The following is a 23014-nucleotide window of genomic DNA, read 5'->3' as shown; positions in this document are numbered from 1 at the left end:
AATGATTAAGGAGAATCTTAGAAAATTAACTAAATTTGGATTTTTTGCCATAACTATTACAATGGTTATGGATGTTTATGAATATCCAGTATTTGCTACATCTGGAGTAGCTCTTCTTTTCTTTCTTTTAGCAGGGGGCATACTTTGGTTTTTGCCAACTGCCTTGTGTTCAGCTGAAATGGCCACTGTTGAAGGTTGGGAAGAAGGGGGTTTTTGCTTGGGTGAGTAATACTTTAGGAGAACGGTTTGGCTTTGCTGCTATTTTTTCAATGGTTTCAGATAACAGTAGGATTTGTAACAATGTTGTATTTTATTTTAGGAGCGTTAAGCTATGCTGTGAATTTGCCTGCTGCAATTACTACGAATCCTGTTTTTAAATTAATTGGAATTTTAATTATATTTTGGAGTCTTACTATTTCCCAGCTAGGGGGGGTACTAAGAGAACAGAACTTATCTCAAAAATTGGTTTGATTTTGGGAATCGCTATACCTGCATTGGTTTTATTTATTTTATCAGTTGCTTACATAGCCGGCGGAAATCCAATACAGACACCTATTGGGTCAGATGCTTGGTTGCCTGACTTTAAAAATCCAGGTACTTTAGTTGTGTTTATTTCTTTTATTTTGTCTTATATGGGCGTAGAGGCTCCTGCATCTTACATTAATGAATTAGACAATCCCCAGAAAAAATATCCACTGGTCATGTTGATGTTAGTGATTATAGCTATTATTATTAATGCAATTGGGGGGCTATCTATTGCTGCTGTTATACCACAGGCACAATTACCCTTTGGGCCAGGAATATTATAGGCGTTAGAGGTGTTTTTCTTGCATTATGGTGCACAGTTTGGTTGGTTAGTACGAATTATGGCTGTGCTGATTTCTCTAGGTGTAATTGCTGAGGTTAGTGGTTGGATTGTTGGTCCTGCAAGAGGTATATATACAGCCGCTCAGCAAGTTTTATTGCCACCTATTTTTAGAAAAGCAAATAAGAAAAATGTGCCTATTCCCTTAATTATTGTTCAGGGCATTGTTGTTACAATTTGGGCAGCAGTCCTAACATTAGGGGGTGGGGGGGTAATAATTTATCATTTATTGTGGCGATTTCTTTAACCGTAGTAATTTATTTATGGCCTATTTACTTTTTTATATTGGCTATTTTGTTCTTATTTTTAAAAAGAAGACTTTAAAAAGAGCATACCATATTAGAGGGGGTATTTTATGAAAGATTATTGTTGCTTCAGCAGGATTTATTACTTCTGTTTTTGCTTTTATAATTTCTTTCTTTCCACCATCAAGCATCAATCAAGATAGCTATTTTAGGTATCAGCTTTTGCTTATTATTAGTTTTTTAATTACATTAATATTGCCTTTTGTTATTTATTTTTTTTCATGATAAGAAGGCCCATAAAAATTTAAAAGAACCAGTTCACTTTAAGGCTGAAGAAGTAAATCCTTTTATTCACCCAAGAGGTAGAGGGGAACATAAAATAATTCCTGATAAGAACGATATTCTAAATTAAATATAGTCATTGTAGGCGGCCTTTATTATTGATATAATAAAACGATAGTTTTAGAAGAAGGAGAGGGTGATTATGGGGAAAAAAACAATTGCTATAAATGGTAAAAATGGTGAAGATTATAGTTATAAAAAAGGGGTTGCTGAGCCTCTTCAATTATCTTCTGCTTTCTATTTTAATTCCATAGAAGAGGCTGAAGCAGCCTTTACTTGTCAGTCTAACGATTATGTTTACACCCGAGGTAGAAACCCTGTTTTAGATGCATTTGAGGAACGGATGACATTACTTGAAGAAGGGAGCTCTAGTATTGCTTTTGCTTCAGGAATGGGGGCTATTGCCACTCTTTTATTTTCTTTGCTAAAAAGTGGTGATAAAATGATTGCCCATTCAATTTTATATGGTAGTAGTTATGAGTTAATAAAAAAGACATTACTGGACTATGGAATTGAAGGGGTATTTATAAATTTAAAGGACGAGAAAGCTGTAAAGCAAGCCTTAGACGAATCGGTGAAAGTTATTTATTTTGAAACCCCTTGTAATCCCACTCTTGATATAATTTCTATTGAAAGAATCAGGGAATTAGTTGGGGAAAATGTTTTAATTGTTGTAGATAATACATTTGCTACTCCTTTTCTACAAAGACCATTAAATCAGGGGGCAGATTTTGTAGTTCACAGTTGTACTAAGTATATTGGCGGACATGGAGATGCTTTAGGTGGCGTTGTTGTCTGCAAAGATAAAGAACAGGATAGTAGAATTCGTTTTGAATATATGTGCCATTTTGGAACAGTTATGAGCCCTTTTAATGGATGGTTATTTAATAGAGGGTTAAAAACATTAGGTCTTAGAATGGAAGCACATTCTAAAACGGCTATGACAATTGCAAAATTTTTAGAGCAGCACAAAGCAGTGAAGAAAGTTTTTTATCCAGGATTAGAATCTTTTAAAGATTATGAGCTGGCAAAAAAACAAATGAGTAACTTTGGAGGAATGGTTTCCTTTCTTATAAATGAAAATGAATGTCAAGCGATTCAATTAGTGGAATCATTAGATTTATTTAAGTTAGCAGTTAGCTTAGGGGATGTGGAATCCCTAGTTGAACATCCTATGAGAATGACTCATAGAGGTTATAGTCGAGAAGAAAGAGCGCTATTTGGTATAGATTATTCATTAATTAGGTTGTCTATTGGATTTGAAGATTGTGAAGATTTAATAAGTGATTTAGAGAAAGGCTTGTCAAAAGTAAAATGATTACTGTTAAAGAAATGCTAAAAAATCACAGTGAAAATGAAAAAGTATCTTTTCATATGCCAGGACATAAAGGCTGTAAATCTGTTTATGATGTTACTGAATTATCAGATACTGATGACTTGTTAATGCCAGAGAGTAGTATTAAAGGACTACTCTCTCGTTTAAGCATATCCTATGGAGAGTCTAATGCTTATATTGGAACTAATGGCTCAACTGGTCTGTTAATGGCTACATTAATGAATTGCGGTAAAGAAAAAAAAGTAGTTTTGCCGAGGTGTAGTCATCAATCTATTTATTATGGCTTAATTCAAAATAATCATCAACCTGTTTACTTAGAGCCTCATATTAACTCTGAGGGCTACTTATGTCCGCCTAAGTCAGAGGGCTATGAATTGCAAATAGGCAAAGGGGATGTTTTTGTTTTTTGTACACCTACATATGAAGGTTTTATGGAAAATTATGAAAATCTAAAGGTGCTTTTAGGTTGTGAAAAAACTATTTTAGATGGTGCTCATGGTAGCCATTTGCATTTTATGGGTTTGACTTGGAACCGTTGGATTGAGTTTAAAGTTTTTTCATTTCATAAAACATTAGGGGGTCTTAATCAAACATCAGTTTTGTTAACAAAGAATAGGAAGATAGAAAAATATTTACCTTTTTACCAGACTACTAGCCCATCTTTTCCTCATATTCTTTCGGTAGAGACATCACTAGATGATTTAGATAAGTGTAATTTAGAGAAAAAAAATGAAGCTATGAAAAATTTTAAGGATTCAATTAATCAAATAAAGGGATTTCGAGTAATTAAAACAGATGATATTTCAAAGTTACTCATAGAATATAATCAATATATTGAAGGTAATAAATTAGTTAGCTATTTAAAGCAAAAAGGTATTTTTTATGAGGTTGAAGGGAACCATTATCTTTTAGGCATTCTGACAATTTATGATGAGCCTTGGATGTATGAATACTGTTTGGAAGTGTTTTCTCAAGTAAGTGAAATATGGCATTTAGATGATTCATTTTCTAAAAATGAATCATCTATCCATATTCCTAAGATTTGTCTATTACCAGGAGAAGCTTTTTATGAAAGTAAAATATTGGTTGACCTGGAGACTTCTATTGGCAGAATAAGTGGTGAATTTTATACGCCTTATCCTCCTGGAATACCTTTATTAGTGCCAGGGGAAATAATAGATGCTAGTATTATTGAAAATATTCTTTTAAATAAAGGTGCATTTCATGGTAATCATCAATTATCTGAAGACAAAATTATGGTGATAAAATAAGAAAAGATAGGGATGGTGTAATAATGGCTACTAATAAAAATCGATTAAAAGGATTTGCATTTGTGATGATTGCTACATTTGTTTATGGACTCCAAAGTGTCCTAGCAAGGTCTGTACTTGTTGCAGGTGTAGCGCCTGTTATAATGACAGGTATAAAACTTTTAGCAGGATTAGTAACAGTAACTGTTATTGTTATTGTTTTAAGAAGAAAGCTTCATTTTGATAAAAAAGATTTGCCCCAATGGATTGTGTTTGGTGTAGTTGGAGGCACTCTTTTTGCCCTTACGTTAATTAATAGCTATAATATTTTAGGAGCCCAGTCAAGGTGTTATTTACATGTACACTGATCCAGCATTTACTGTTTTAATTGCTCATTTTTATTTGAAAGAAAAAATAACAAGAGCTAAGCTTATTGCAGTTATTTTAGTAATAGTAGGAACGGTATCCGTAGCAGTTGGTGCAGTTGGAAGTAGAGTTTCTCTTTTAATTTAGTGGGCTTTTTATTTGGTATTGGTTCAGGGATTATGTATGCTGTTTTTAGTGTAATGGGTAAAAAAACTCAGTAGGAAATATGACAGTTGGAATGTTAACTTTTTTATATTTTAATTGCAACATTAGCAATTGCACCTGCATTTCCCTTCTATGATTGGGGAATTATATTAGGTCAGGATATGAATTTGTTGTTAATATATGGCGTTGGCAATTATTTTTTCATGAAAAGCATGAAATATTTAGAAGCAGGGGAAGTTATGATTTTTGCTAATACAGAACCAGTGATTGGATTGGTTTTAGCGGCAATTGTTTTAAATGAAAGATTGATGCCTTTACAAATTGCAGGCTTTCTTTTTATTCTAGTGGCAAGTTTCTTAATTGCTAAGTCGGATAAATCCTATGTAAGCCTTGAAGGTTGAAGAAATATTTTGTTTTGAAATAGCAAAAATGCTATAATAAAAGGCAAGGGTTGGCAAAAATCCAGAAAGCTTATGGCAACCTTTACCAATTTTAATTAAATGGATTTAATAGTGGGAGGAATTGATCTTGTTTATTACATTTGAAGGTGTTGATGGATCTGGAAAAACAACTCAGGCGCAACTCTTAAAAGAATTTTTAGAAAACAAAGGACATAGTGTTTTATTAACAAGAGAACCAGGGGGCACTAAGTTTGCAGAAGCCATTCGCAACTTATTGCTACATATTCATGACCCCATTAATCCCATGACTGAAGTGTATTTATATTGTGCTGCTAGAAATGAGCATTACCATAAAATTATTCTGCCTGCTTTAAAAGAGGGGAAAATTGTTATTAGTGATCGTTTTTATGATTCTACTATAGCCTATCAAGGGGCTGGCAGGAAATTGGGCATAGATAAAATGATTGAAATGAATCAGGAGTTTATTTTAAATTCAAAACCGGAAATAACATTCTTTTTAGATACCCCATTATCGATTATTGAAGAGCGTTTAAACAGAAAAAAAATGGATCGTATGGAAAAAGCAGGCATCCATTTTTTGGCAGATGTTCGAGAGGGTTATTTGGAAATTATGAGACGGGAGCCTAAACGTGTTTTTTCAATTAATGGCCGTTTAACAGAAACCGACATCAACAGATTGATTATTGAAAAATTTTTGGAGCAGATTAGCCTATGAAGTTAGAAGCAATAAAAGATCAAGACAATACAGTTCGTTTACTACAAAGAGCTTTAGCCAATAAGCGTTTCAATCATGCTTACTTGTTTGTAGGTAAAAAAGGTATCGGTAAAAAATTGACTGCTTTAGCATTTGCTAAAGAATTATTATGTTCAGGTGATACTGAAAAAGAAGGGCGTTTTGATGCTGGAACTTTTGGTGATTTTATGGCCTTTTATGATTCTGGAGATAAGCTTAAAATAGGGGATGTACGAGGGCTTATTGAAGAAAGCTATATGACAACTTATGAAGGTTCATATCGGGTTATCTTTATTGAAAATGGAGAACGAATGACAGAGGAAAGTAGCAATGCTCTTTTAAAGACTTTAGAGGAGCCTAACCCAGGTACTGTTTTTGTAATGACCGTAAGTGAACCTGATAAAATTTTGCCTACTCTATTTTCAAGAATGGAAAAATATTATTTTAACCCATTATCTGAAAAAACAATAAAAGATATATTTGCAAAACAAGGGTATGAAAAAATACCTTTTGGCAGTTTAGGAACAATCGATGAAATTAAAGTACTTCTGGAATATGGAGATGAGGATGTATTATTGTTTCCAGACTTTTATAAATTATTACAATCTAAAAATTTGCCAGCTATTTTTAAGGAATGTGAGAATTTGGCAAAAAAGCCATATTTGAAAGCGCTCTTAAGCTATTATGAAAAGGAAAGTAATCAGCAATATATTCTCAATTTTAATAACCGTGAAAAAGCTCAGGTTTTTGAAGTTATGATAAAGTCCTTTGAGGAGATTCAGAGAAAAATAAATGGTTATATTAATGAAAAACATGCTTTGGAATATGGCTTTTTAAAAATAATGGAAAATATGAAGGAGGTGTAAAACATGGCAAAAACATATGATGTTGCAGGTGTTCGTTTTAAAAAAGCGGGAAAAATATATTATTTTAATCCAAATAATTTAGATATAGAATTAGATAATCATGTAATTGTAGAGACTGCGAGAGGTCTTGGATATGGTACGGTAGTCTTAAAAAAAGATAATGTGCCTGAGATAGATTTAGTGTTGCCTTTAAAGCCTATTTTGAAGATAGCTGACGAAAAAGATGAAAAGAAAGTATTAAATAATAAAAAAGGCGAAAAGGAAGCCTACGCTATTTGTGTTGAGAAAATTAAAAAGCATAATTTACCTATGAAGCTTTTAGATGTTGAATATACATTTGATAGAGGCAGAGCCATTTTTTATTTTACAGCAGATGGCCGAGTAGACTTTAGGGAATTAGTTAAGGATTTAGCAAGTGTTTTTAGAACTAGAATTGAGTTGAGACAAGTAGGTGTTAGAGATGAGGCTAAAGTACTTTGTGGCTATGGTTGTTGTGGCAGAAAGCTTTGTTGTTGCTCATTTTTAGGAGAGCTTGAAGCAGTTTCTATTAAAATGGCTAAAAATCAAAATTTATCTTTAAATCCAACTAAAATTTCAGGAGTTTGTGGTCGATTAATGTGTTGCTTAAAGTATGAAGATGAAGGCTATACTGAACTCAGAGCAATGTTTCCAAAGGAGGGCTCATTTATTGGAACGCCTAATGGAAGGGGTCGCGTATTAAAGAATCACCTATTTAAAAATAGTGTTACAGTAACATTTGAAGACGGTGGTTTTGCTAAATTTAATTTAGATGAAATTAAATTTGAACCAGCAGGCTATGAAGAAGTAGTTGTAACTGAAGATGATGTTAGAGAAGTAGTTAAAGAGGAATTATTGGATGAAAATATCGAGTCAAATTAATGCCTTGCTAGAAAAAGTTTTGGAATTTCAAAATGAAATTGAAGCTTTAAAAAGACAAGTGGAGGTTTTAGAGCAGAAGAATGAGCAGCTTAGTACTTATTTAAAGAAAGATGAAAAATCCAAAAGCACAGGTAATTTAATTAAATTATATGAGCAGGGGTTTCACATTTGTCATGAGTCATTTGGACAAATGAGGGATGAAGATTGCCTTTTTTGCTTAAATGTAATTGGAAGGACAGATGGCTTCACTAATGACTAGGAAAAAATATCTTGAGACTATTAACTACTCAGAGCATATTTATCAATGGGAAGAAGGGTATCGTTTTAGTGTAGATGCTCTGTTAATCAGTGGGTTTGTAAACTATGAAAAAAGAGAGGTTTGTGCATTAGATATTGGAACTGGCTCTGGGATTATTCCTCTTCTGCTGCATAAAAAATACCCCCATTGGATTATTGATGGTGTCGAAATTCAAGAGGATTTATATTACCTTACAAAAGAAAATTATAAATTAAATGAAATTAAAGGCGATCTGTATTTTGATGATGTGAATAATCTGAAAAACAAAGATACCTATGATTTAGTTATTGCAAATCCTCCTTTTTTTAAAAAAGAGGAGGGCTTTTTATCTCCAGTTGAGGAAATTGCAATTGCCAGACATGAAGTGAAAAATACAATGGAAGCCTTAATTAAAAAGGCTCATTTTTTATTAAAAAGCAAAGGCTTGTTCTATGTAATATATCCTAGTAATCGACTGGGGGAATTATGTTTTCAGCTTGAAAAATATAAGTTAAAGCCAGTAGTTTTAAAGTGCATTCATTCATTTATTCATAAAAAAAGTACTATGATAATGGTTGCTGCAAAAAAAGGTTATAGGGGTGGCATGACTTGTTTAGCTCCATTTATACTTTATGATGAATTCAATATTTATAGTAGAGAAGCTAAAGAATTGTTTGAAAGAGGCGAAATAAAATGATAACAGAAGGTGGTCTTTATATTGTTGGAACACCTATCGGTAATTTAGAGGATATAACTTTAAGGGCTATAAGGGTTTTAGGAGAAATGGATGTTATTGCTTGTGAAGATACTCGTGAAGGTATTAAGATTCTCAATCATTTTAATATAAAAACCATTAATAAGCTATCATAAATATAATGAAAAAGAAAAAATGCCAGAGTATAATTAAACGAGTATTAGAAGGTGCAAAATAGCCATTATTTCTGATGCTGGGTTACCAGGTATTAGTGATCCAGGGGAAATAATAATTAAGGAAGCTATTAAGGAAGCTATTAAGGAAGCTATTAAGGAAGCTATTAAGGGAGGTATTGAGCCCCCCAGATTATTCCAGGGCCAAGTTGCTGGTATAAGTGGTTTGGTTATTTCTGGTTTAAATACAGCTACTTTTTATTTTGCAGGTTTTTACCAAAGAATAGATAGTAATAAGGATAGGCAGCAATTTTTAAAAGAACTTGCTTTAATAGACAGTACTTTGATTTTCTATGTAACACCTCATAATCTTTCTGAGGATTTAGAGACAATCCTAAAAGTAATTGGCAATAGAAAAGGTGCTCTAGTTCGTGAACTAACTAAGAAATTTGAAGAAGTTAAAAGAGGAACGATATAGGAATTGTTAATTTGGAGTACTTTAAAAAACCAAGGGGAGAAATGGCTTTATATGTTGCTGGAGGTAAAAATGAAATAGCCCCAGTTGATTTAGAGGTGGCATATGAATTATAATTAAAATCAGAGTCTTTTGGTATGAAGCGTAAAGAGGCAATAAAGGAAGTTTGTAATATATTATCCATTAAAAAAATCAGTTTTATGATTATATAATATTAAAAAAGGAGGCATTTTCAGATGAATGAAAAAACATTTTACATTACAACCCCAATTTATTATCCTAGCGCTCAATTACATATTGGTCACGCACTAACAACATCGATGACAGACACATTAGCAAGGTATAAAAAAATGATGGGATATGATGTTTATTTCCTAACTGGATCAGATGAACATGGTCAAAAAATAGAGAGAGCAGCAGCTGAAAAAGCTATGAAGCCAATTGAATATACAGATATGATCATTGCTTCCTTTAAGCGTTTATGGAAAAAAATGAATATCAGTAATGATGATTTTTTAAGAACAACAGAAAAGCGTCATTATGATACTGTTCAAGCTATTTTTCAAAAGATTTATGATCAGGGTGATATTTATAAGTCTGAGTACGAAGGTCTGTATTGTATATCTTGTGAAGCATTTTTTACAGAACATCAAGCAGAAGGTGGTCTTTGTCCAGACTGTGGCAAGGCTGTTGAAATAGTAAAAGAAGAAAGTTATTTCTTTAAGATGAGCAAATATGCAGACCGTTTACTGGCTCATATTGATGCCCATAAAGAATTTATACAACCTGAATCAAGAAGAAATGAAATGATTAATTTTATTAAGCAAGGACTAGATGATTTATCAATTTCAAGAACTACTTTTGATTGGGGTATTCCTATTACAATAGATAAAGGGCATGTAGTTTATGTTTGGTTTGATGCCCTAACAAACTATATTACAGCATTAGACTATTTACATGATGGACCTTTATATGAAAAATTTTGGGTTAACAATAATGAAATTGTCCATGTAGTAGGAAAAGACATTATTCGTTTTCATACAATTATTTGGCCAATTATTTTAATGGCTGCATATATTAAATTGCCTACAACAGTATTTGGTCATGGTTGGCTATTACTAGAAGGTGGGAAAATGTCAAAATCAAAGGGCAATGTAATTGATCCATTTACCTTAATTGAAAAATATGGCAGTGATAGTTTACGCTATTTCTTAGTGAGAGAGCTGCCTTTTAATGGCACCGATTTTTATTATTCTGAGGAAGCACTTGTAACGCGAATTAACAATGATTTAGCTAATGATTATGGTAATTTAATCAGTAGGACCATTTCGATGATTGATAAGTATTTTGATGGCATTGTACCTGAAAAGATAACAGTAGAGCCGATAGATAAGGTGTTAGAATCATTGGCACAACATGTAGTAAGCGATTATGAAACTAAAATGGATAATTTTGAAATAGGTTCAGCTTTACAAACTGTATTTAAATTAATTGTAAGAGCCAATAAATATATTGAAGAAGTTGCACCTTGGCAATTAGCTAAGGCAGAAAATTTTGATAGAATTGGTACGATTTTATATAATTTAACAGAAGTAATTAGAATCAGTACCATATTATTATCCCCTGTTTTAGTTGAGACAAAAGAAAATGTTAAAAAGCAATTAGGCTTAGGAGATGAACAATGGTATCGTTTTGATAATGCTGTTTTTGGACGGGGACCTAGTGGCTATAAGGTTGCTAAAGGAAATCCTCTTTTCCCGAGAATTGATTTAAAAACTTTAGATATAACTGAAGCTAAAGCAGACAAACCTAAAAAAACTGAAAAGGTAGCAACTGAGAAAAAAGATAATTTAATCTCGATTGATGACTTTTTTAAATGCCAGTTAAAGGTTGGAGAAGTTATAGCGGCTGAGAAAGTTGAAAAAGCGGATCGTCTTTTAAAGCTTCAAGTAGATGTAGGAGCAGAAACTGTTAGAACAATTGTAGCAGGGATTGCTCCCCATTATACACCAGAGTCTATTTTAAATATGAAAATAGTTGTCGTTACTAATTTAAAACCTGCAAAATTAAAAGGCATATTATCTGAAGGAATGCTTTTAGCTGCTAAAGGGAAAGAAACCTTATCATTAATAAAAGTTGATGGGGATATTGAGAAAGGGGCATCTGTAGGTTAATGATTGATTCACATGCCCATTTAAATGATCCACGTCTATATCCAATTATTAAGGATGTACTAAATAGAGCTAGTGAAGCTGGGGTGAATGAAATAATCGTACCTGGCTATGATTTAGAATCCAGTATTTTAGCTGCTAAAATAGCTGGGGATTTTGAAACCTGTTATGCTGTAGTAGGTGTTCATCCTCATGATAGCAACACCTATAATGAAGCTGTTGAACAAAAACTTATTAATCTTGCTTCTAAAAAGAAAATTGTTGGAATTGGCGAAATTGGATTAGATTATCACTATGATAATATAGATAAAACTGAGCAACAAAAAGTATTTATTGCGCAGTTAAATCTTGCTAGAAATCTTGGTTTGCCTGTTGTTGTTCATACGAGAGATGCCACTGAGGATACACTGGAAATTCTCTTAGAGTATGGCCAGGGTTTAGAAGGTGTAATGCATTGTTTTTCAGGTTCTCCAGAGTTTGCATTGACTTGTATTAATAAGTTAGGATTCTATATTTCTATTGCAGGTCCTGTTACTTTTAAGAATGCTAGAGTGCCTTTAGAAGTTGTTAAAGTGGTACCTTTAGATAAGTTATTAATCGAAACGGATTGTCCTTATTTAACGCCTCATCCATTTAGAGAAAAAACAAATGAACCCATGTTTGTAGCCTATATTCTAAATAAGATTAGTGCTATTTTAGGTTTGGAAAGAGGGTTTGTTGAAATAAAGACTATAGAAAATACAAAGAGATTATTTAAAATTTAGAGAGGTGAGAGATGGATTTTATACTAATTTTAAAAGCTATCGTAATGGGTATTGTTGAAGGTGTTACAGAGTTTTTACCAATTTCTTCAACAGGGCATTTAATTATTTTTGGTAGTATTATAGATTTTAAAGGAGCCTTTGCAGATAGTTTTGAAATCATAATTCAATTGGGTGCAATTCTTGCTGTTGTCATTTACTATAGACATAAAATTATTAATTCTTTTAAAAACTTAGGTGGTGGCAATCCTTGGGGAAGGAGTCTTTGGATTAATGTGATTGTAGCCTTTATCCCGTCAATGATTTTAGGATTTTTATTAAAAGATTTCTTTAAATCATTATTTAGACCGGAGATTGTAGGTGTCTTTATTATTGTTGGCGCCATTCTTCTTTATGTAGGAGAACGAGTAATGAAAGGCAAAAGTAATAAAGACTCTTTAGATAAAATAAAACCTATTGATGCTTTAAAAGTAGGACTTTTTCAAGTGTTGGCAATGTTGCCTGGTATGAGTCGTTCAGGTTCCACTATTACAGGTGGTTTGTTCTCAGGACTCAACAGCAGAACAGCAGCTGAGTTTTCTTTTTTCTTGGCTATGCCCACTATGCTAGGCGCAACTGTATTAGAATTAAAAGACATTCAAATCGCTAATGGCTCAGAGTGGATTGCTTTAATTGTTGGTTTTATTGTAGTCTTTGTTGTGGCTTATATTATTGTAGGTGCTTTTTTAAAGTTTTTGGGGAAGCATTCCTTTAAAGGGTTTGTTTATTATAGAATTATTATAGGTATAATTGTGCTTGTTTTGGTAGCTACAGGAATTATTGTTTAGTTAATAATAGAGGAGAGTGTAGAAAATGAGTGGAAAGAAGAAACTGGCTCTGATGTGTAGTAGTTTATCTGGCGTCTGGGCATTAATTTATTATTTTATTACCTATTTCTTTGCAGGGGGTATTCCTAATGCTAGTCGTTTAATTGGCATTATTGCTATGGTTTTATTGATTATAATATCAATTACAGGTATTGTTTCAGCCTATTTAATTAGAACAGAAAAATCTTTTACAATTATTGAAATTTTATTAATTGTAGGTATTTTTTCTGGTATAATTAGGGCAGCTATAATTGGCTCTTTTCCTATTTTTTGGTTTTTAAACATTAATAATTTACTTTTAGCAGTAGCGGAAATTATGTTGTTTTTAGATTATAGAGAGCAACATAATAAATAAATTTTTCTGATTTAAAAAGCATTTCTTTAAATAAAAGGAATGCTTTTTTAGTTTTACTATGTACATGTTTGGATTTTGTGATATAATCTTATTAATAAAAGAAACGGACTATTAAACTATAATTCATTAATTTTTTATATAACGAACAAATTCTTTGTGAATGATGTTGAAAAGGTTTTCAATATTTAAATAATCCCTAAATATTCAAGGAGGAGCACAGTACAAGGAGAGGGGAATGAATAGTGAGCTTTAATAAAAGTACCTAGAATGAACAATGTAAAAGGAGTGGTTAATGTGAAGAAGTGGTTATTAGCAATAGGCTTTGTGTTTCTAGCAGCAATTGGATTAGTTGCTTGCAGCGGAGGTAGCAGTGCTGGTGGAGACAATTTTAAAGTTGGGATGGCATTTACAGGCTCAAAAACAGATGGCGGATGGTGTCAGACAGCCTACGAGGGATTAATGAAGATTAAAAGCCAACTCGGAGCTGAAGTTATTTTTAATGAAAATACACAACCATCAGACTATGAAAAGATTTTGAGAGATTACGCTAAAGAAGATTGTCAAGTAGTTATTGGACACGGATATGAATTTACTGATGGCGCTAAAATTGTTGCAGAAGAATTTCCAAATGTGAAATTTATTGTTACAAGCACAGATATTGGGAACGGTAAAAACTTAGGTTCAATTCAAAACAGCTATCAATCAGGTTTTTTACAAGGTATCTTTGCAGCTAATATGAGTGATGTTGGAGTCGTTGCAGGTGTTGGGGGGCAAGAAATTCCGCCAATTAAAAACGATATTCTAGGTTATGATGCTGGCGCTAAATATGCTAAAGCTGATGTTCAAGTATTAACAGCAATGACTGGTAGCTTTGACGATGCTAATAAATTAAAAGAGCAATCTTTATCTCTAATTAACCAAGGAGCTGACATTGTAATGGTAGATGCTGACCACGCTGGTCGTGGCGGTTATGAAGCAGCTAAGGAAAAAGGACATTATGCTATTGGTTCCATTGCACCCGAGTATGATGCCTATAAAGATAGTTTAATTGCCTGTGCTAATATTGACATGGCTACAGCAATTTTACAAACTGTGGAATTAGTAAAAGAAGGCAAATTTGAAGGTAAAAACTACCTTAAAGGTGTTGAAGATGGTATTGTAACATTTACTTACAATCCAGCTTTAGAAGACAAAGTTAAGCCTGTAGCAAAAGAAGCAGTTGAAAAAGCTGTTAAGGAAATTAAAGACGGAAAACTAGATGTTATGAAATATATTAAACTATAAACTTTACATCTTAATAATGAATTGAAAAACTGTTAACATTAGGTGAAATGGTATAAAGCTGGTAGACACAAAAAATTATGTCTACCAGCTTTTTTATAGTTAGATTAAGTTGCCATATTGTTAAAACAGAGCTCAACTGATTTTATATAGTTTAATTAATTGACTTTTATTTCTCTCAGCCTTTAAATCGCCTTCTTTTTTCATGGTTCTGAAATTTAATCTGTTGCAATTCATTTTTGAAAAAATCTATAGTTAGCTTAGCGTTTTCAAAATACATATTTTCAAGTAGAGCATTTCTACATTGGTTTCAAATTCTTATTTAATCTTTCAATTATCCAAGCTACGCGACGGATGCGTTCAGCATCGGTTTTCGCATCATAGTATGCTCGTGTATAAGTCTTTTTTACAGATGGAGACATGGTCAAAAAATTTGTATAGGATGGTTCATGTTCTTTCAATAAATCAGATAAGAATGCTATTTGTTCATCTATAACTGGTGTCGCTTTTAGTTTGTCCCATTGCCCGTTTTTCTTTGCTTCCTCAATTTTTGCTCTGCCCCAATCGGTCATTTTCCCTTGTTGTTCAAGCTACTCAACCAAAGACTTGTTTTTTCCGACCACTTACTATTTTTTCGGCGTATAGAGAAATATTTCTTTTAGGTTTTATTACCAAGATTTTGTATTTGACCATCAATCCAACCAAGTGCGAAATGCTATTCTATCAGGAAATGCTAATATATTATTCATTTTGTTTCCTCATTTCTTTGCTTTCTATTATATTGTTAAATGAAATTATGCTATATTTAACTGCCTGAAACAAGAAGTATTTTTCTTTTTTTGTTAAAAGATGCTTCATTTTCTACATGGATATTCTGCATAGTTATGACTATATTCTCAATATACTTTTCTGGGGAATTTACCAACATACCTCCGATGCATTGTAGAGTCAATTTAGTATCAAAGTCAATGCAGAAAATAGTATTCTAAATAAATTGGGATATTTGTTCTTTCAATAGGCTTGGCATTAATTTTGATAAAGTAGCATTTATCCCCTCTGTTATTTGAATCATATATTTTTAGCAATGGTAATCATTAAGCAAAAAAGACCAGTAGAGATATTTCTCAACTGGTCTCTAATATAAAATTATGAGATTAGTTCTTTATGATCTAAAATATTAGGAATATTTTCCATAATTTTTGCTGTCACATCAGGTCGATTCATACTATAAATGTGAATCTCTTTTACGCCACTTGTAACTAGATCAATTATTTGATCAATTGCACACATAATGCCAGCTTCTTTTAGGGCTGCTGGATTATCTTTGTATTTATCTAAAATTCTAATAAATTTTTTAGGCATATTTTTTAGGCATAGAAGAACCACTTAAAGTGATAATATTTTGGATTTGTCTTGAGTTGATAACAGGCATTATGCCTGCAATAATAGGAATATTAATCCCTATTTTTTGACTTTGATCTAAAAAATTATAAAATACTTCATTATCAAAGAATAGCTGGCTAATGAGATAGTCAGCTCCTGTATCAACTTTTGTTTTAAGATTGAGTAAATCTTGTGTTAGACTTCTAGATTCCAGATGACCTTCTGGATAGCAAGCGCCACCAATTGAGAAAGTATCTTCATAACGTTCTCTAATGAAGGCGATTAAATCCTGAGCATATCCAAATTGTAGAGGATTAGGAATTTGATTAATGAAGTCTTTTTTTGGAAAGTCCCCTCTTAATGCCAAAATATTTTCAATGCCATTATTTTTTAAGGCATCTAATATATAGACAATATCCTCTTTTGTTGAAGACAAACAAGTTAAGTGGGCTAGGGATTCTATATTGAAATCATTTTTAATAATTGATGCTATTTCCATAGAGTTTTTTTGAAGTAGAACCACCAGCACCATAAGTAACACTCATAAAATCGGGGTGTAATCCTTCAAAGTTATGTAGCTGTTCTTTCATGGAGGTAAGGGTTCCTGTTTCTTTTTTGGTGGGAATACTTCAAAAGAAACAACTGTTTTTTGTTTTTTAATAGTGTTTTAATTTTCATTGAAAACCTCCTATAGTATTGTTACTCTACTAAGTTTAGCATATTTTAAAGAATTTGTAAGGGATTCATTTTATTTTGTGACTAAAAACTATATAATAGAAGAGATAGGGTTAAGGAAGGTGAGAAAATGTTATTTGATGTAAATAAAAACGAAGTGCTTCGCTATTTAGGTTATAAAAATCAAGTTTATAGTAAGGACCTGGATCAACTAATAGATGAAATGCGCAATTGAAATAATAGCTATTAGTCATTATAAGTATATCTATAAAATTGTTGATGTTTTAAGAGATATTAATGGCGATGTTTATTTAAAAGACCAACCTTTTCCTTTACTGGGTGAATCCATTCAACATCATTTGAAAGATGCTGAAAAATGTGTAGTTATGGCAGCTGCATTAGGAATAGAAGTAGAAAAGAGAATTAACTATTATAGTAAAACTGATTTAACTAAAAACTTTATTTTAGATAGTTGTGGAACTCAGCTTGTTGAGGAGGTCTGTGATTATATAGAAACTGTTGTAAGAGAGGATTTAGAAACACCTTACTTTTTTACATTTCGCTATAGCCCAGGTTATGGGGATTATCCAATAACTGTTCAAAATCAGTTGGTACAGTTTCTAGATGGTTATTGAAAACTGGGTTTGTCAGTAACTGAAAATCATTTGCTAATACCAAGAAAATCAGTAACGGTTTTAATTGGCTTATAAAAACAACCAGTTTCAGAAGATAGAGATAAATGTGCCAGCTGTTCAATGCTAGGACAATGTATATTTAGAAAAGAGGGAACACGGTGCTACAGAACAAGATAGATCAGGGTCAGATGCTTCCTTTTGATGGAGCTATGGGAACTATGTTACAAAAAGTGGGGGCTGACTGGCGGAGAATTGCCAGATCGTTATAATATTGAAAAACAAGATATTATTAAGGCTATTCATAATACCTATTTAAAAAGTGGTGCTAATATTATTACGACCAATACTTTTGGCGCTAATCGATTTAAAATGAAAGATATTGGCTATTCAGTAACGGATATAATTAAAGGGGCAATTGACTGTGCCAAGACTTCAATTGAGGCCAATGGTGGGGGGGGGTAAAAGCTATATTGCTTTAGATATAGGGCCTATTGGTCAATTAATGGCTCCTATGGGTACTTTAACATTTGATGATGCCTATTCATTATTAAGGAGCAGGTTATTGCTGGGGAAAATTCAGGTTGTGATGCGATACTCTTTGAAACCTTTTCTGATATTTATGAACTAAAGGCAGGGATTTTAGCAGCTAAAGAAAATACGAAACTACCTATTTTTGCAACAATGACTTTTGAATCTAATGGCAGAACATTAACAGGAACCAATCCAGAAACGATGGTAGCCATTCTTGAAGGTCTTGGGGTAAATGTATTAGGCATGAATTGTTCTTTAGGACCTGCTGAATCAAAACCTATTCTTGAAAGAATTTTGCAGGAAGCCTCTATTCCTGTTATGATTCAACCTAATGCCGGTTTACCAGTCATTAAAAATGGGGAAACCGTTTATAATTTAACGGAAGATGAGTTTATTTCAGAAGTTAAGGGGTTTGTAGATCAAGGGTTACAAGTAATAGGAGGCTGTTGTGGTACAATGCCATCATATAAAGCTGTTAGAAAAGTACATGAGGAATTAGGACTTAAAACTGTATTAGGTGTTTCCGATGTTTCTTTTGGATTACCTAATCGACCTTTAGTGAATAAGACTTTTTTAACAATGGCAATGACTGCAGGACTTGATGTAGCTATTTTAAATCCTATGGCCGTTGATATGATAGAAGCCATAGATGCTTTTAAAGTTCTGTCAGCAGAAGATGAGGATGGTGTATCTTTTATCGATCGTTATGGCGGACTAACTAAAACTGAGAAACCAGTAGAGAAAATAGAAGACGCTTCTTTAGAGACTATTATTCTCCAAGGCTTAAAAGACAGTTCTGCTCCTAAAACAAGAGAACTTATAAAGAGTCAAACATCTTTAGAAATTGTTAATACTATATTAATACCGGCACTGGATATTGTGGGGAAGCGCTTTGAAAAAGGGGAACTTTTTTTGCCTCAGCTTATTCAATCAGCAGAGACTGTAAAAATGCTTTTGTAGTAATTAAGTAGGCCATTCTTACTTCTGATGAAGGTGCCTCAGAATATAAAGGAAAAATTATTTTAGCTACTGTAAAAGGCGATATTCATGATATTGGAAAAAATATAGTAAAAGTATTAATGGAAAATTATAGCTATAATGTAATTGATCTAGGCAAAGATGTAGATCCAGCTTTAATTATGGAAACTGCATTAAAAGAAAATGTGGACTTAATAGGGTTATCTGCTTTAATGACAACTACCGTTAAAAACATGGAAGAAACTATTGCCCTTATTAAAGATGCTGGCATTAAAGCACCAGTTTTTGTAGGCGGTGCTGTTTTAATAGAAGGATATGCCCAAATGATTGGGGCAGATTTTTATGGTAAGGATGCTAGAGAATCAGTTTCTATTGCAGATTCAGTTTGTCAGTAAAACATATTGTTATAATTAAAAAAATTATGAAATAACTTGAAAAATAATATGTTCTTAAGAAGAATAAACCAAGAAATAGGATTTCTAATCCTTTGTTTTTCCATTATAAAAAAATTTATAGAGAATGAGGTTAATTGTAAGTTTTACTGTTGACAGGAATTTTAATTTAAGAGATAATAGTTAAGCAACACTATATATAGTGTTGCTTAAACTTTAAGAAGTACTATATGGTGTGTTTAACAGTGATAAAATAAGGATATTGAAATTGGAGGGTGACAAGTGGATGTAATTAAAAGACAAGGCTATTTAGTGGAATTTAAACCTAAAAAAATAAAAATGGCTATTGAAAAAGCAATGTCAGAAACAAAAGAGGGTGTAGATCAAGATTTAAGTGGTGATGTTAGCTTAAAAATTCAAGAAATGATTCGTGAAAGAGATAGAGCAATTAATGTAGAAGAAATACAAGATATGGTTGAATTTCTTTTAATGGGTTCTAATCGCAAAGACGTAGCAAAAAAATATATTATTTATAGATGGGCTCAAGGACAGACTAGAGGTGTTAATAAAAAATCTGATTTTGTAATGGTAACAGATGAATTTATCAGTGACTATAAACATAAAAAATCCCCTATGGGTAGACTTGGTGATTTTGTTTATTACAGAACATACTCTCGCTATTTAGAAGATTTAGGTCGCAGAGAATATTGGTGGGAAACTGTACGTAGAGCAGTGGAATGCAATACAAGCTTATTACCTACTTCAAGAGATGAAGCTGAAAAATTATTTGATAATATTTTCAATTTAAAACAATTTCTTTCAGGTAGAACATTTTGGGTAGGCAATACAGATGTGTCTAGATTTTATCCTTTAGCTAACTTCAATTGTGCTTTTGAGACAATTACATCTATTGAAGATTTTAAAGAGTTATTTTACTTACTGATGGTTGGTGCTGGTGTAGGTGCTCGAGTACTACCAGAAGATGTAGAATCTCTTCCAAAGTTTAGAACACAGTTTGAAGTAATTCACAGAGATTATTCACCTGTTGAAATGGAAGAGCGAAAAGATTATACTTCTCTTAATTTTCATGACGAAAACAGAGCTGAAATTACAATTGGTGATTCAAAAGAGGGATGGGCTCAGGCATTAAAATTTTTCTTAGAGTTAATCAGCGGTCATGAATATCGTCACATTAAAACTGTTATTTTTGATTATTCAAATGTTCGACCAAAAGGAGAAAAACTCCGCACTTTTGGAGGTTCCGCAAGTGGTCATGAAAGCTTGAAAAATATGTTTAATAAAATTGCAACAGTTGTCCGTAAAAGAGGAGAAATTGAAGATGAAAGAGTATCATTAAAACCCATTGATTGTCTAGATATTTGCAATATTATTGGTGAAAATGTAGTTGTTGGCGGTGTTCGTAGAACAGCAGAAATGATTATTGTTGATGCCAACGACCAAGAATGTATTGATGCAAAATCTTCTCTTTATAAACAAGTTGATGGTAAATGGGAAGTAAATACAGATGTAATTCACCGTCAAATGAGTAATAATTCTATTTATTATAGAGAAAAACCAACACGTTCACGTCTCAAATGGCAAATTGAAAAAATGCGCTATAGTGGAGAGCCTGGTTGGATTAATGGAGAAGCAGCAGAAAAAAGAAGACCGAATATGGCAGGGGTTAATCCTTGTGGAGAAATTCTTTTAGATTCTAATGGTGCTTGTAATTTAACAACGATTAATACATTCGCCTATGTTGATGAGAATGGCGTATTAGATGAAGCAGGCCTTTTAGAAGCTCAGCGTTTGTCAGCTCGTGCTGCTTATAGAATGACTTGTGTGGAACTTGAGTTACCACGCTGGAATCATGTTCAGCAAAGAGACAGACTATTAGGGTGTTCATTAACTGGCTGGCAAGATATGGTTAATGCAACAGGGATGTCTAAAGATGAGGAAGCGGCTTTATTGAGACGGCTAAGGGCAACTGCAAGAGAAGCAGGAGATGAATATGCAAAATCTCTTGATCACAATGCACCTCTATTAATTACTACAGTTAAGCCTGAAGGTACATTAAGCCAGCTACCAGCCGTATCCAGTGGGGTTCACTATTCACATTCCGAGTATTTTGTTCGTCGTGTTCGCATTAATGCTCATGATCCTCTCGTGAAGGTTTGTGAAGAACTAGGTTATCCTGTATTCCCAGAAGTTGGTCAAGATTGGAGTACTTGCGTTACAAAGGTAGTAGAGTTTCCGATTAAGGCACCAGAAGGAAGAACAAAATATGATGTTTCTGCAATAGAGCAGCTAGAAAACTATAAAATGTTTATGGAAAACTATGTAGACCACAACTGTTCAATTACAGTAAGTGTTAGAAATAATGAGTGGGATGATGTTGAAGAGTGGGTTTGGAACAATTGGGATGATTTAGTTGCTGTGTCATTTTTGCCATTAGATGATAGTTTCTATGAATTACTGCCATATGAGGCTATTACTAAAGAAGAATATGAGGAAAAAGTGAAAAAAATGAAACCCTTTATTCCTTCCCTTATTCAGAAATATGAACAGCCTAATGTTGAGCTTGAATTATCAAATGATGGCTGTGAAACTGGAATCTGCCCAGTTCGTTAATAAAGAAATTATGATTTGAAGGAGGCGTTTTCTCGCTTCCTTTTTTTATGAAAGGTGACGTCAGTACTTTTTTTATGATACAATAAAGATAATATGCATATAACAGGGGGGAAAGAAATATGAATTTATGTATTTTTCAACATGTTTTAGACAATGATGTAGTAAAGAATCTTCTTTTTAGCAAGATGGGAAATAGAAATGCCTATTATGATGCTTTGCAGGAAATAATATATTTTTATAAAGCTGAAAGTGTAACCGAGGCTGTAATTAAAGAATATATTATTCGCTTAATGGTTGAAGGTTTGCAGTAGCAAAAGGTGGGGAAGATGTTCTGAAAGCAGGTATTATTCATGATTGTGAAGCTTTGCATGTAGAACTTTTATCTTGTAATTGGCATTTAGTTTCAGAAAAAATTAATGGTATTTCTCCAGATCTTTTAGTAAAAAGAAGAATGGCGAGAAATCCTTACGAGCGTTCAATAGAGAACATGGTTCAATCAACAGATTGTGAAATTTTTGTAGAGAGACTACTTGAACATATGAACGTTTTTGGTGTTGGAGAGCTTTCCAAGTATAGTGCTTATAAATGGTATAATCACCGTCTTGAAGGTATCGAAGAAGTAGATCCAATGCGCTCTTTGAGGATTTAGTTGGGTTAGAAAAAGAAAAGGCAACTATAATCGCTAACACAGATGCTTTTATTAATGGTTTACCCTGTAATAATATGCTTTTATTTGGCGGTAGAGGAACAGGAAAGTCATTCCTGTGTCAGAGCTTTATTACCACTATATTGTGAGAAGGGTTTGCGTTTAATTGAAATGCCGAAACAGTCTTTAAGAGAGCTACCTGAATTAATTGACACTCTTAAAAAAGAAAACAATATTTTATTATATTTATGGATGATTTATCTTTTGAAGCTGGGGATACTGAATATAAATATTTAAAAATATTGTTAGATGGGCAATTAGAAAAGAAACCTGAAAATGTATTAATTTATGCTACTTCTAACAGAAAACATTTAATTATGGAGACATGGAGTGATAGAGGTAGCGTAGGTGAGGATATTTTTAGAAATGATACAGTCAATGAAAAACTTTCCTTGGCAGAACGCTTTGGTATTCATATTTTATTTATGAAGCCATCTCAAACAGAGTATTTAAATATTGTCGAAGGTCTTCTTTTGAAAGAAGGTATTGAATTAAATGAAAATATTAAAGCAGCAGCTTTACAATGGGAACTAACCTAAA

At 32.7% G+C, this 23014-nt stretch carries 26 protein-coding genes and 4 pseudogenes; 27 read left to right on the top strand and 3 right to left on the bottom strand.

What is annotated here, in order from left to right; genetic code table 11:
- Nucleotide 1 precedes the first annotated feature (1 nt).
- The 18 genes and pseudogenes from gadC to AZF37_RS08330 all read left to right on the top strand — a co-directional run bounded on the left by gadC (nt 2) and on the right by AZF37_RS08330 (nt 14546).
- Nucleotides 2-1522, top strand: a pseudogene (gene gadC, locus AZF37_RS08415) (glutamate/gamma-aminobutyrate antiporter).
- Between the two features lie 72 nt (nt 1523-1594).
- Nucleotides 1595-2770: a trans-sulfuration enzyme family protein gene (locus AZF37_RS08410; RefSeq protein WP_088370391.1), complete on the top strand. Its 1176-nt coding sequence runs from the start codon at nt 1595-1597 to the stop codon at nt 2768-2770.
- On the top strand, nt 2767-4059 hold the full coding sequence (locus AZF37_RS08405) for an Orn/Lys/Arg family decarboxylase (protein WP_088370390.1): 1293 nt from the start codon (nt 2767-2769) through the stop codon (nt 4057-4059). The genes AZF37_RS08410 and AZF37_RS08405 overlap by 4 nt, the downstream gene beginning before the upstream one ends.
- Nucleotides 4060-4082: 23 nt before the next feature.
- The gene (locus tag AZF37_RS08400; RefSeq protein WP_088370389.1) at nt 4083-4406 is read left to right on the top strand and encodes an EamA family transporter; all 324 of its coding nucleotides are present in this window, start codon (nt 4083-4085) and stop codon (nt 4404-4406) included.
- Nucleotides 4396-4551 (top strand): EamA family transporter, encoded by a 156-nt coding sequence (locus AZF37_RS08395; RefSeq protein WP_088370388.1) that lies wholly within the window; start codon nt 4396-4398, stop codon nt 4549-4551. Before AZF37_RS08400 ends, AZF37_RS08395 begins: the two co-directional genes overlap by 11 nt.
- A gap of 179 nt (nt 4552-4730) precedes the next feature.
- Nucleotides 4731-4970: a DMT family transporter gene (locus AZF37_RS08390; protein ID WP_483855412.1), complete on the top strand. Its 240-nt coding sequence runs from the start codon at nt 4731-4733 to the stop codon at nt 4968-4970.
- Nucleotides 4971-5097: 127 nt separating this feature from the next.
- A complete protein-coding gene (gene tmk / locus AZF37_RS08385; RefSeq protein WP_088370386.1) occupies nt 5098-5706 on the top strand; it encodes a dTMP kinase in 609 nt (202 codons plus the stop codon).
- On the top strand, nt 5703-6590 hold the full coding sequence (locus AZF37_RS08380; RefSeq protein ID WP_088370385.1) for an AAA family ATPase: 888 nt from the start codon (nt 5703-5705) through the stop codon (nt 6588-6590). Before tmk ends, AZF37_RS08380 begins: the two co-directional genes overlap by 4 nt.
- Nucleotides 6591-6593: 3 nt before the next feature.
- Nucleotides 6594-7490: a PSP1 domain-containing protein gene (locus AZF37_RS08375; RefSeq protein ID WP_088370384.1), complete on the top strand. Its 897-nt coding sequence runs from the start codon at nt 6594-6596 to the stop codon at nt 7488-7490.
- A complete protein-coding gene (locus AZF37_RS08370; protein ID WP_088370383.1) occupies nt 7468-7749 on the top strand; it encodes an initiation control protein YabA in 282 nt (93 codons plus the stop codon). Before AZF37_RS08375 ends, AZF37_RS08370 begins: the two co-directional genes overlap by 23 nt.
- Nucleotides 7742-8464: a tRNA1(Val) (adenine(37)-N6)-methyltransferase gene (locus AZF37_RS08365; RefSeq protein WP_162474022.1), complete on the top strand. Its 723-nt coding sequence runs from the start codon at nt 7742-7744 to the stop codon at nt 8462-8464. The genes AZF37_RS08370 and AZF37_RS08365 overlap by 8 nt, the downstream gene beginning before the upstream one ends.
- A complete protein-coding gene (locus AZF37_RS08360; RefSeq protein ID WP_088370381.1) occupies nt 8461-8637 on the top strand; it encodes an SAM-dependent methyltransferase in 177 nt (58 codons plus the stop codon). Before AZF37_RS08365 ends, AZF37_RS08360 begins: the two co-directional genes overlap by 4 nt.
- A gap of 223 nt (nt 8638-8860) precedes the next feature.
- A complete protein-coding gene (locus AZF37_RS08355; RefSeq protein ID WP_088370380.1) occupies nt 8861-9112 on the top strand; it encodes an SAM-dependent methyltransferase in 252 nt (83 codons plus the stop codon).
- A 233-nt stretch (nt 9113-9345) separates the two neighbouring features.
- Nucleotides 9346-11283 (top strand): methionine--tRNA ligase, encoded by a 1938-nt coding sequence (metG, locus tag AZF37_RS08350; protein ID WP_088370379.1) that lies wholly within the window; start codon nt 9346-9348, stop codon nt 11281-11283.
- Entirely contained in the window at nt 11283-12044 is a 762-nt protein-coding gene (locus AZF37_RS08345; protein WP_088370378.1) for a TatD family hydrolase, read from the top strand. The genes metG and AZF37_RS08345 overlap by 1 nt, the downstream gene beginning before the upstream one ends.
- 11 nt (nt 12045-12055) lie before the next feature.
- Entirely contained in the window at nt 12056-12868 is an 813-nt protein-coding gene (locus AZF37_RS08340; protein WP_088370377.1) for an undecaprenyl-diphosphate phosphatase, read from the top strand.
- Between the two features lie 25 nt (nt 12869-12893).
- A complete protein-coding gene (locus tag AZF37_RS08335) occupies nt 12894-13262 on the top strand; it encodes a hypothetical protein (protein WP_088370376.1) in 369 nt (122 codons plus the stop codon).
- 294 nt (nt 13263-13556) lie between these two features.
- Nucleotides 13557-14546, top strand: coding sequence for a BMP family protein (locus tag AZF37_RS08330; RefSeq protein WP_162474021.1), 990 nt, complete (start codon nt 13557-13559; stop codon nt 14544-14546).
- Between the two features lie 296 nt (nt 14547-14842).
- On the opposite strand, the pseudogene AZF37_RS08325 reads toward AZF37_RS08330, so the two are convergent.
- From AZF37_RS08325 to AZF37_RS12870, 3 genes and pseudogenes are all read right to left on the bottom strand, one after another.
- Nucleotides 14843-15246: pseudogene (locus AZF37_RS08325) on the bottom strand (YdeI/OmpD-associated family protein); the annotation flags it as partial.
- Nucleotides 15247-15689: 443 nt separating this feature from the next.
- Nucleotides 15690-15905 carry a methylenetetrahydrofolate reductase gene (locus tag AZF37_RS12875; RefSeq protein ID WP_342668648.1) on the bottom strand — a complete coding sequence of 72 codons (216 nt, stop codon included), beginning with the start codon at nt 15903-15905 and terminating at the stop codon, nt 15690-15692.
- Complete coding sequence (locus tag AZF37_RS12870) at nt 15898-16425, bottom strand: methylenetetrahydrofolate reductase (protein WP_342668647.1); 528 nt, start codon at nt 16423-16425, stop codon at nt 15898-15900. The genes AZF37_RS12875 and AZF37_RS12870 overlap by 8 nt, the downstream gene beginning before the upstream one ends.
- A gap of 394 nt (nt 16426-16819) precedes the next feature.
- On the opposite strand from AZF37_RS12870, the gene AZF37_RS08315 reads away from it, so the two are divergent.
- The 9 genes and pseudogenes from AZF37_RS08315 (at nt 16820) to AZF37_RS08285 (ending at nt 23013) form a co-directional block, all read left to right on the top strand.
- Entirely contained in the window at nt 16820-17236 is a 417-nt protein-coding gene (locus tag AZF37_RS08315; protein WP_088370374.1) for a hypothetical protein, read from the top strand.
- A 201-nt stretch (nt 17237-17437) separates the two neighbouring features.
- Nucleotides 17438-18172, top strand: a pseudogene (locus tag AZF37_RS11890) (homocysteine S-methyltransferase family protein); the annotation flags it as partial.
- 51 nt (nt 18173-18223) lie between these two features.
- On the top strand, nt 18224-18727 hold the full coding sequence (locus tag AZF37_RS12865; protein ID WP_342668719.1) for a B12-binding domain-containing protein: 504 nt from the start codon (nt 18224-18226) through the stop codon (nt 18725-18727).
- A 14-nt stretch (nt 18728-18741) separates the two neighbouring features.
- On the top strand, nt 18742-19140 hold the full coding sequence (locus AZF37_RS11880) for a cobalamin-dependent protein (RefSeq protein WP_342668718.1): 399 nt from the start codon (nt 18742-18744) through the stop codon (nt 19138-19140).
- A 279-nt stretch (nt 19141-19419) separates the two neighbouring features.
- Nucleotides 19420-21768 (top strand): ribonucleoside-triphosphate reductase, adenosylcobalamin-dependent, encoded by a 2349-nt coding sequence (nrdJ, locus tag AZF37_RS08305; RefSeq protein ID WP_088370373.1) that lies wholly within the window; start codon nt 19420-19422, stop codon nt 21766-21768.
- A 119-nt stretch (nt 21769-21887) separates the two neighbouring features.
- Nucleotides 21888-22079 carry a hypothetical protein gene (locus tag AZF37_RS08300; protein ID WP_088370372.1) on the top strand — a complete coding sequence of 64 codons (192 nt, stop codon included), beginning with the start codon at nt 21888-21890 and terminating at the stop codon, nt 22077-22079.
- Between the two features lie 53 nt (nt 22080-22132).
- On the top strand, nt 22133-22417 hold the full coding sequence (locus AZF37_RS08295) for a hypothetical protein (protein WP_088370371.1): 285 nt from the start codon (nt 22133-22135) through the stop codon (nt 22415-22417).
- Between the two features lie 26 nt (nt 22418-22443).
- Nucleotides 22444-22563 (top strand): DUF815 domain-containing protein, encoded by a 120-nt coding sequence (locus AZF37_RS13475; RefSeq protein ID WP_088370689.1) that lies wholly within the window; start codon nt 22444-22446, stop codon nt 22561-22563.
- A 22-nt stretch (nt 22564-22585) separates the two neighbouring features.
- Nucleotides 22586-23013, top strand: a pseudogene (locus AZF37_RS08285) (DUF815 domain-containing protein).
- Nucleotide 23014: the final 1 nt, after the last annotated feature.

It is taken from the genome of endosymbiont 'TC1' of Trimyema compressum, assembly GCF_001584725.1.
In the GTDB taxonomy this organism is placed as follows: Bacteria; Bacillota; TC1; order TC1; family TC1; genus TC1.
Note: the sequence above shows the minus strand (reverse complement) of the source record. Positions and strands in the feature narration are given on the sequence as shown.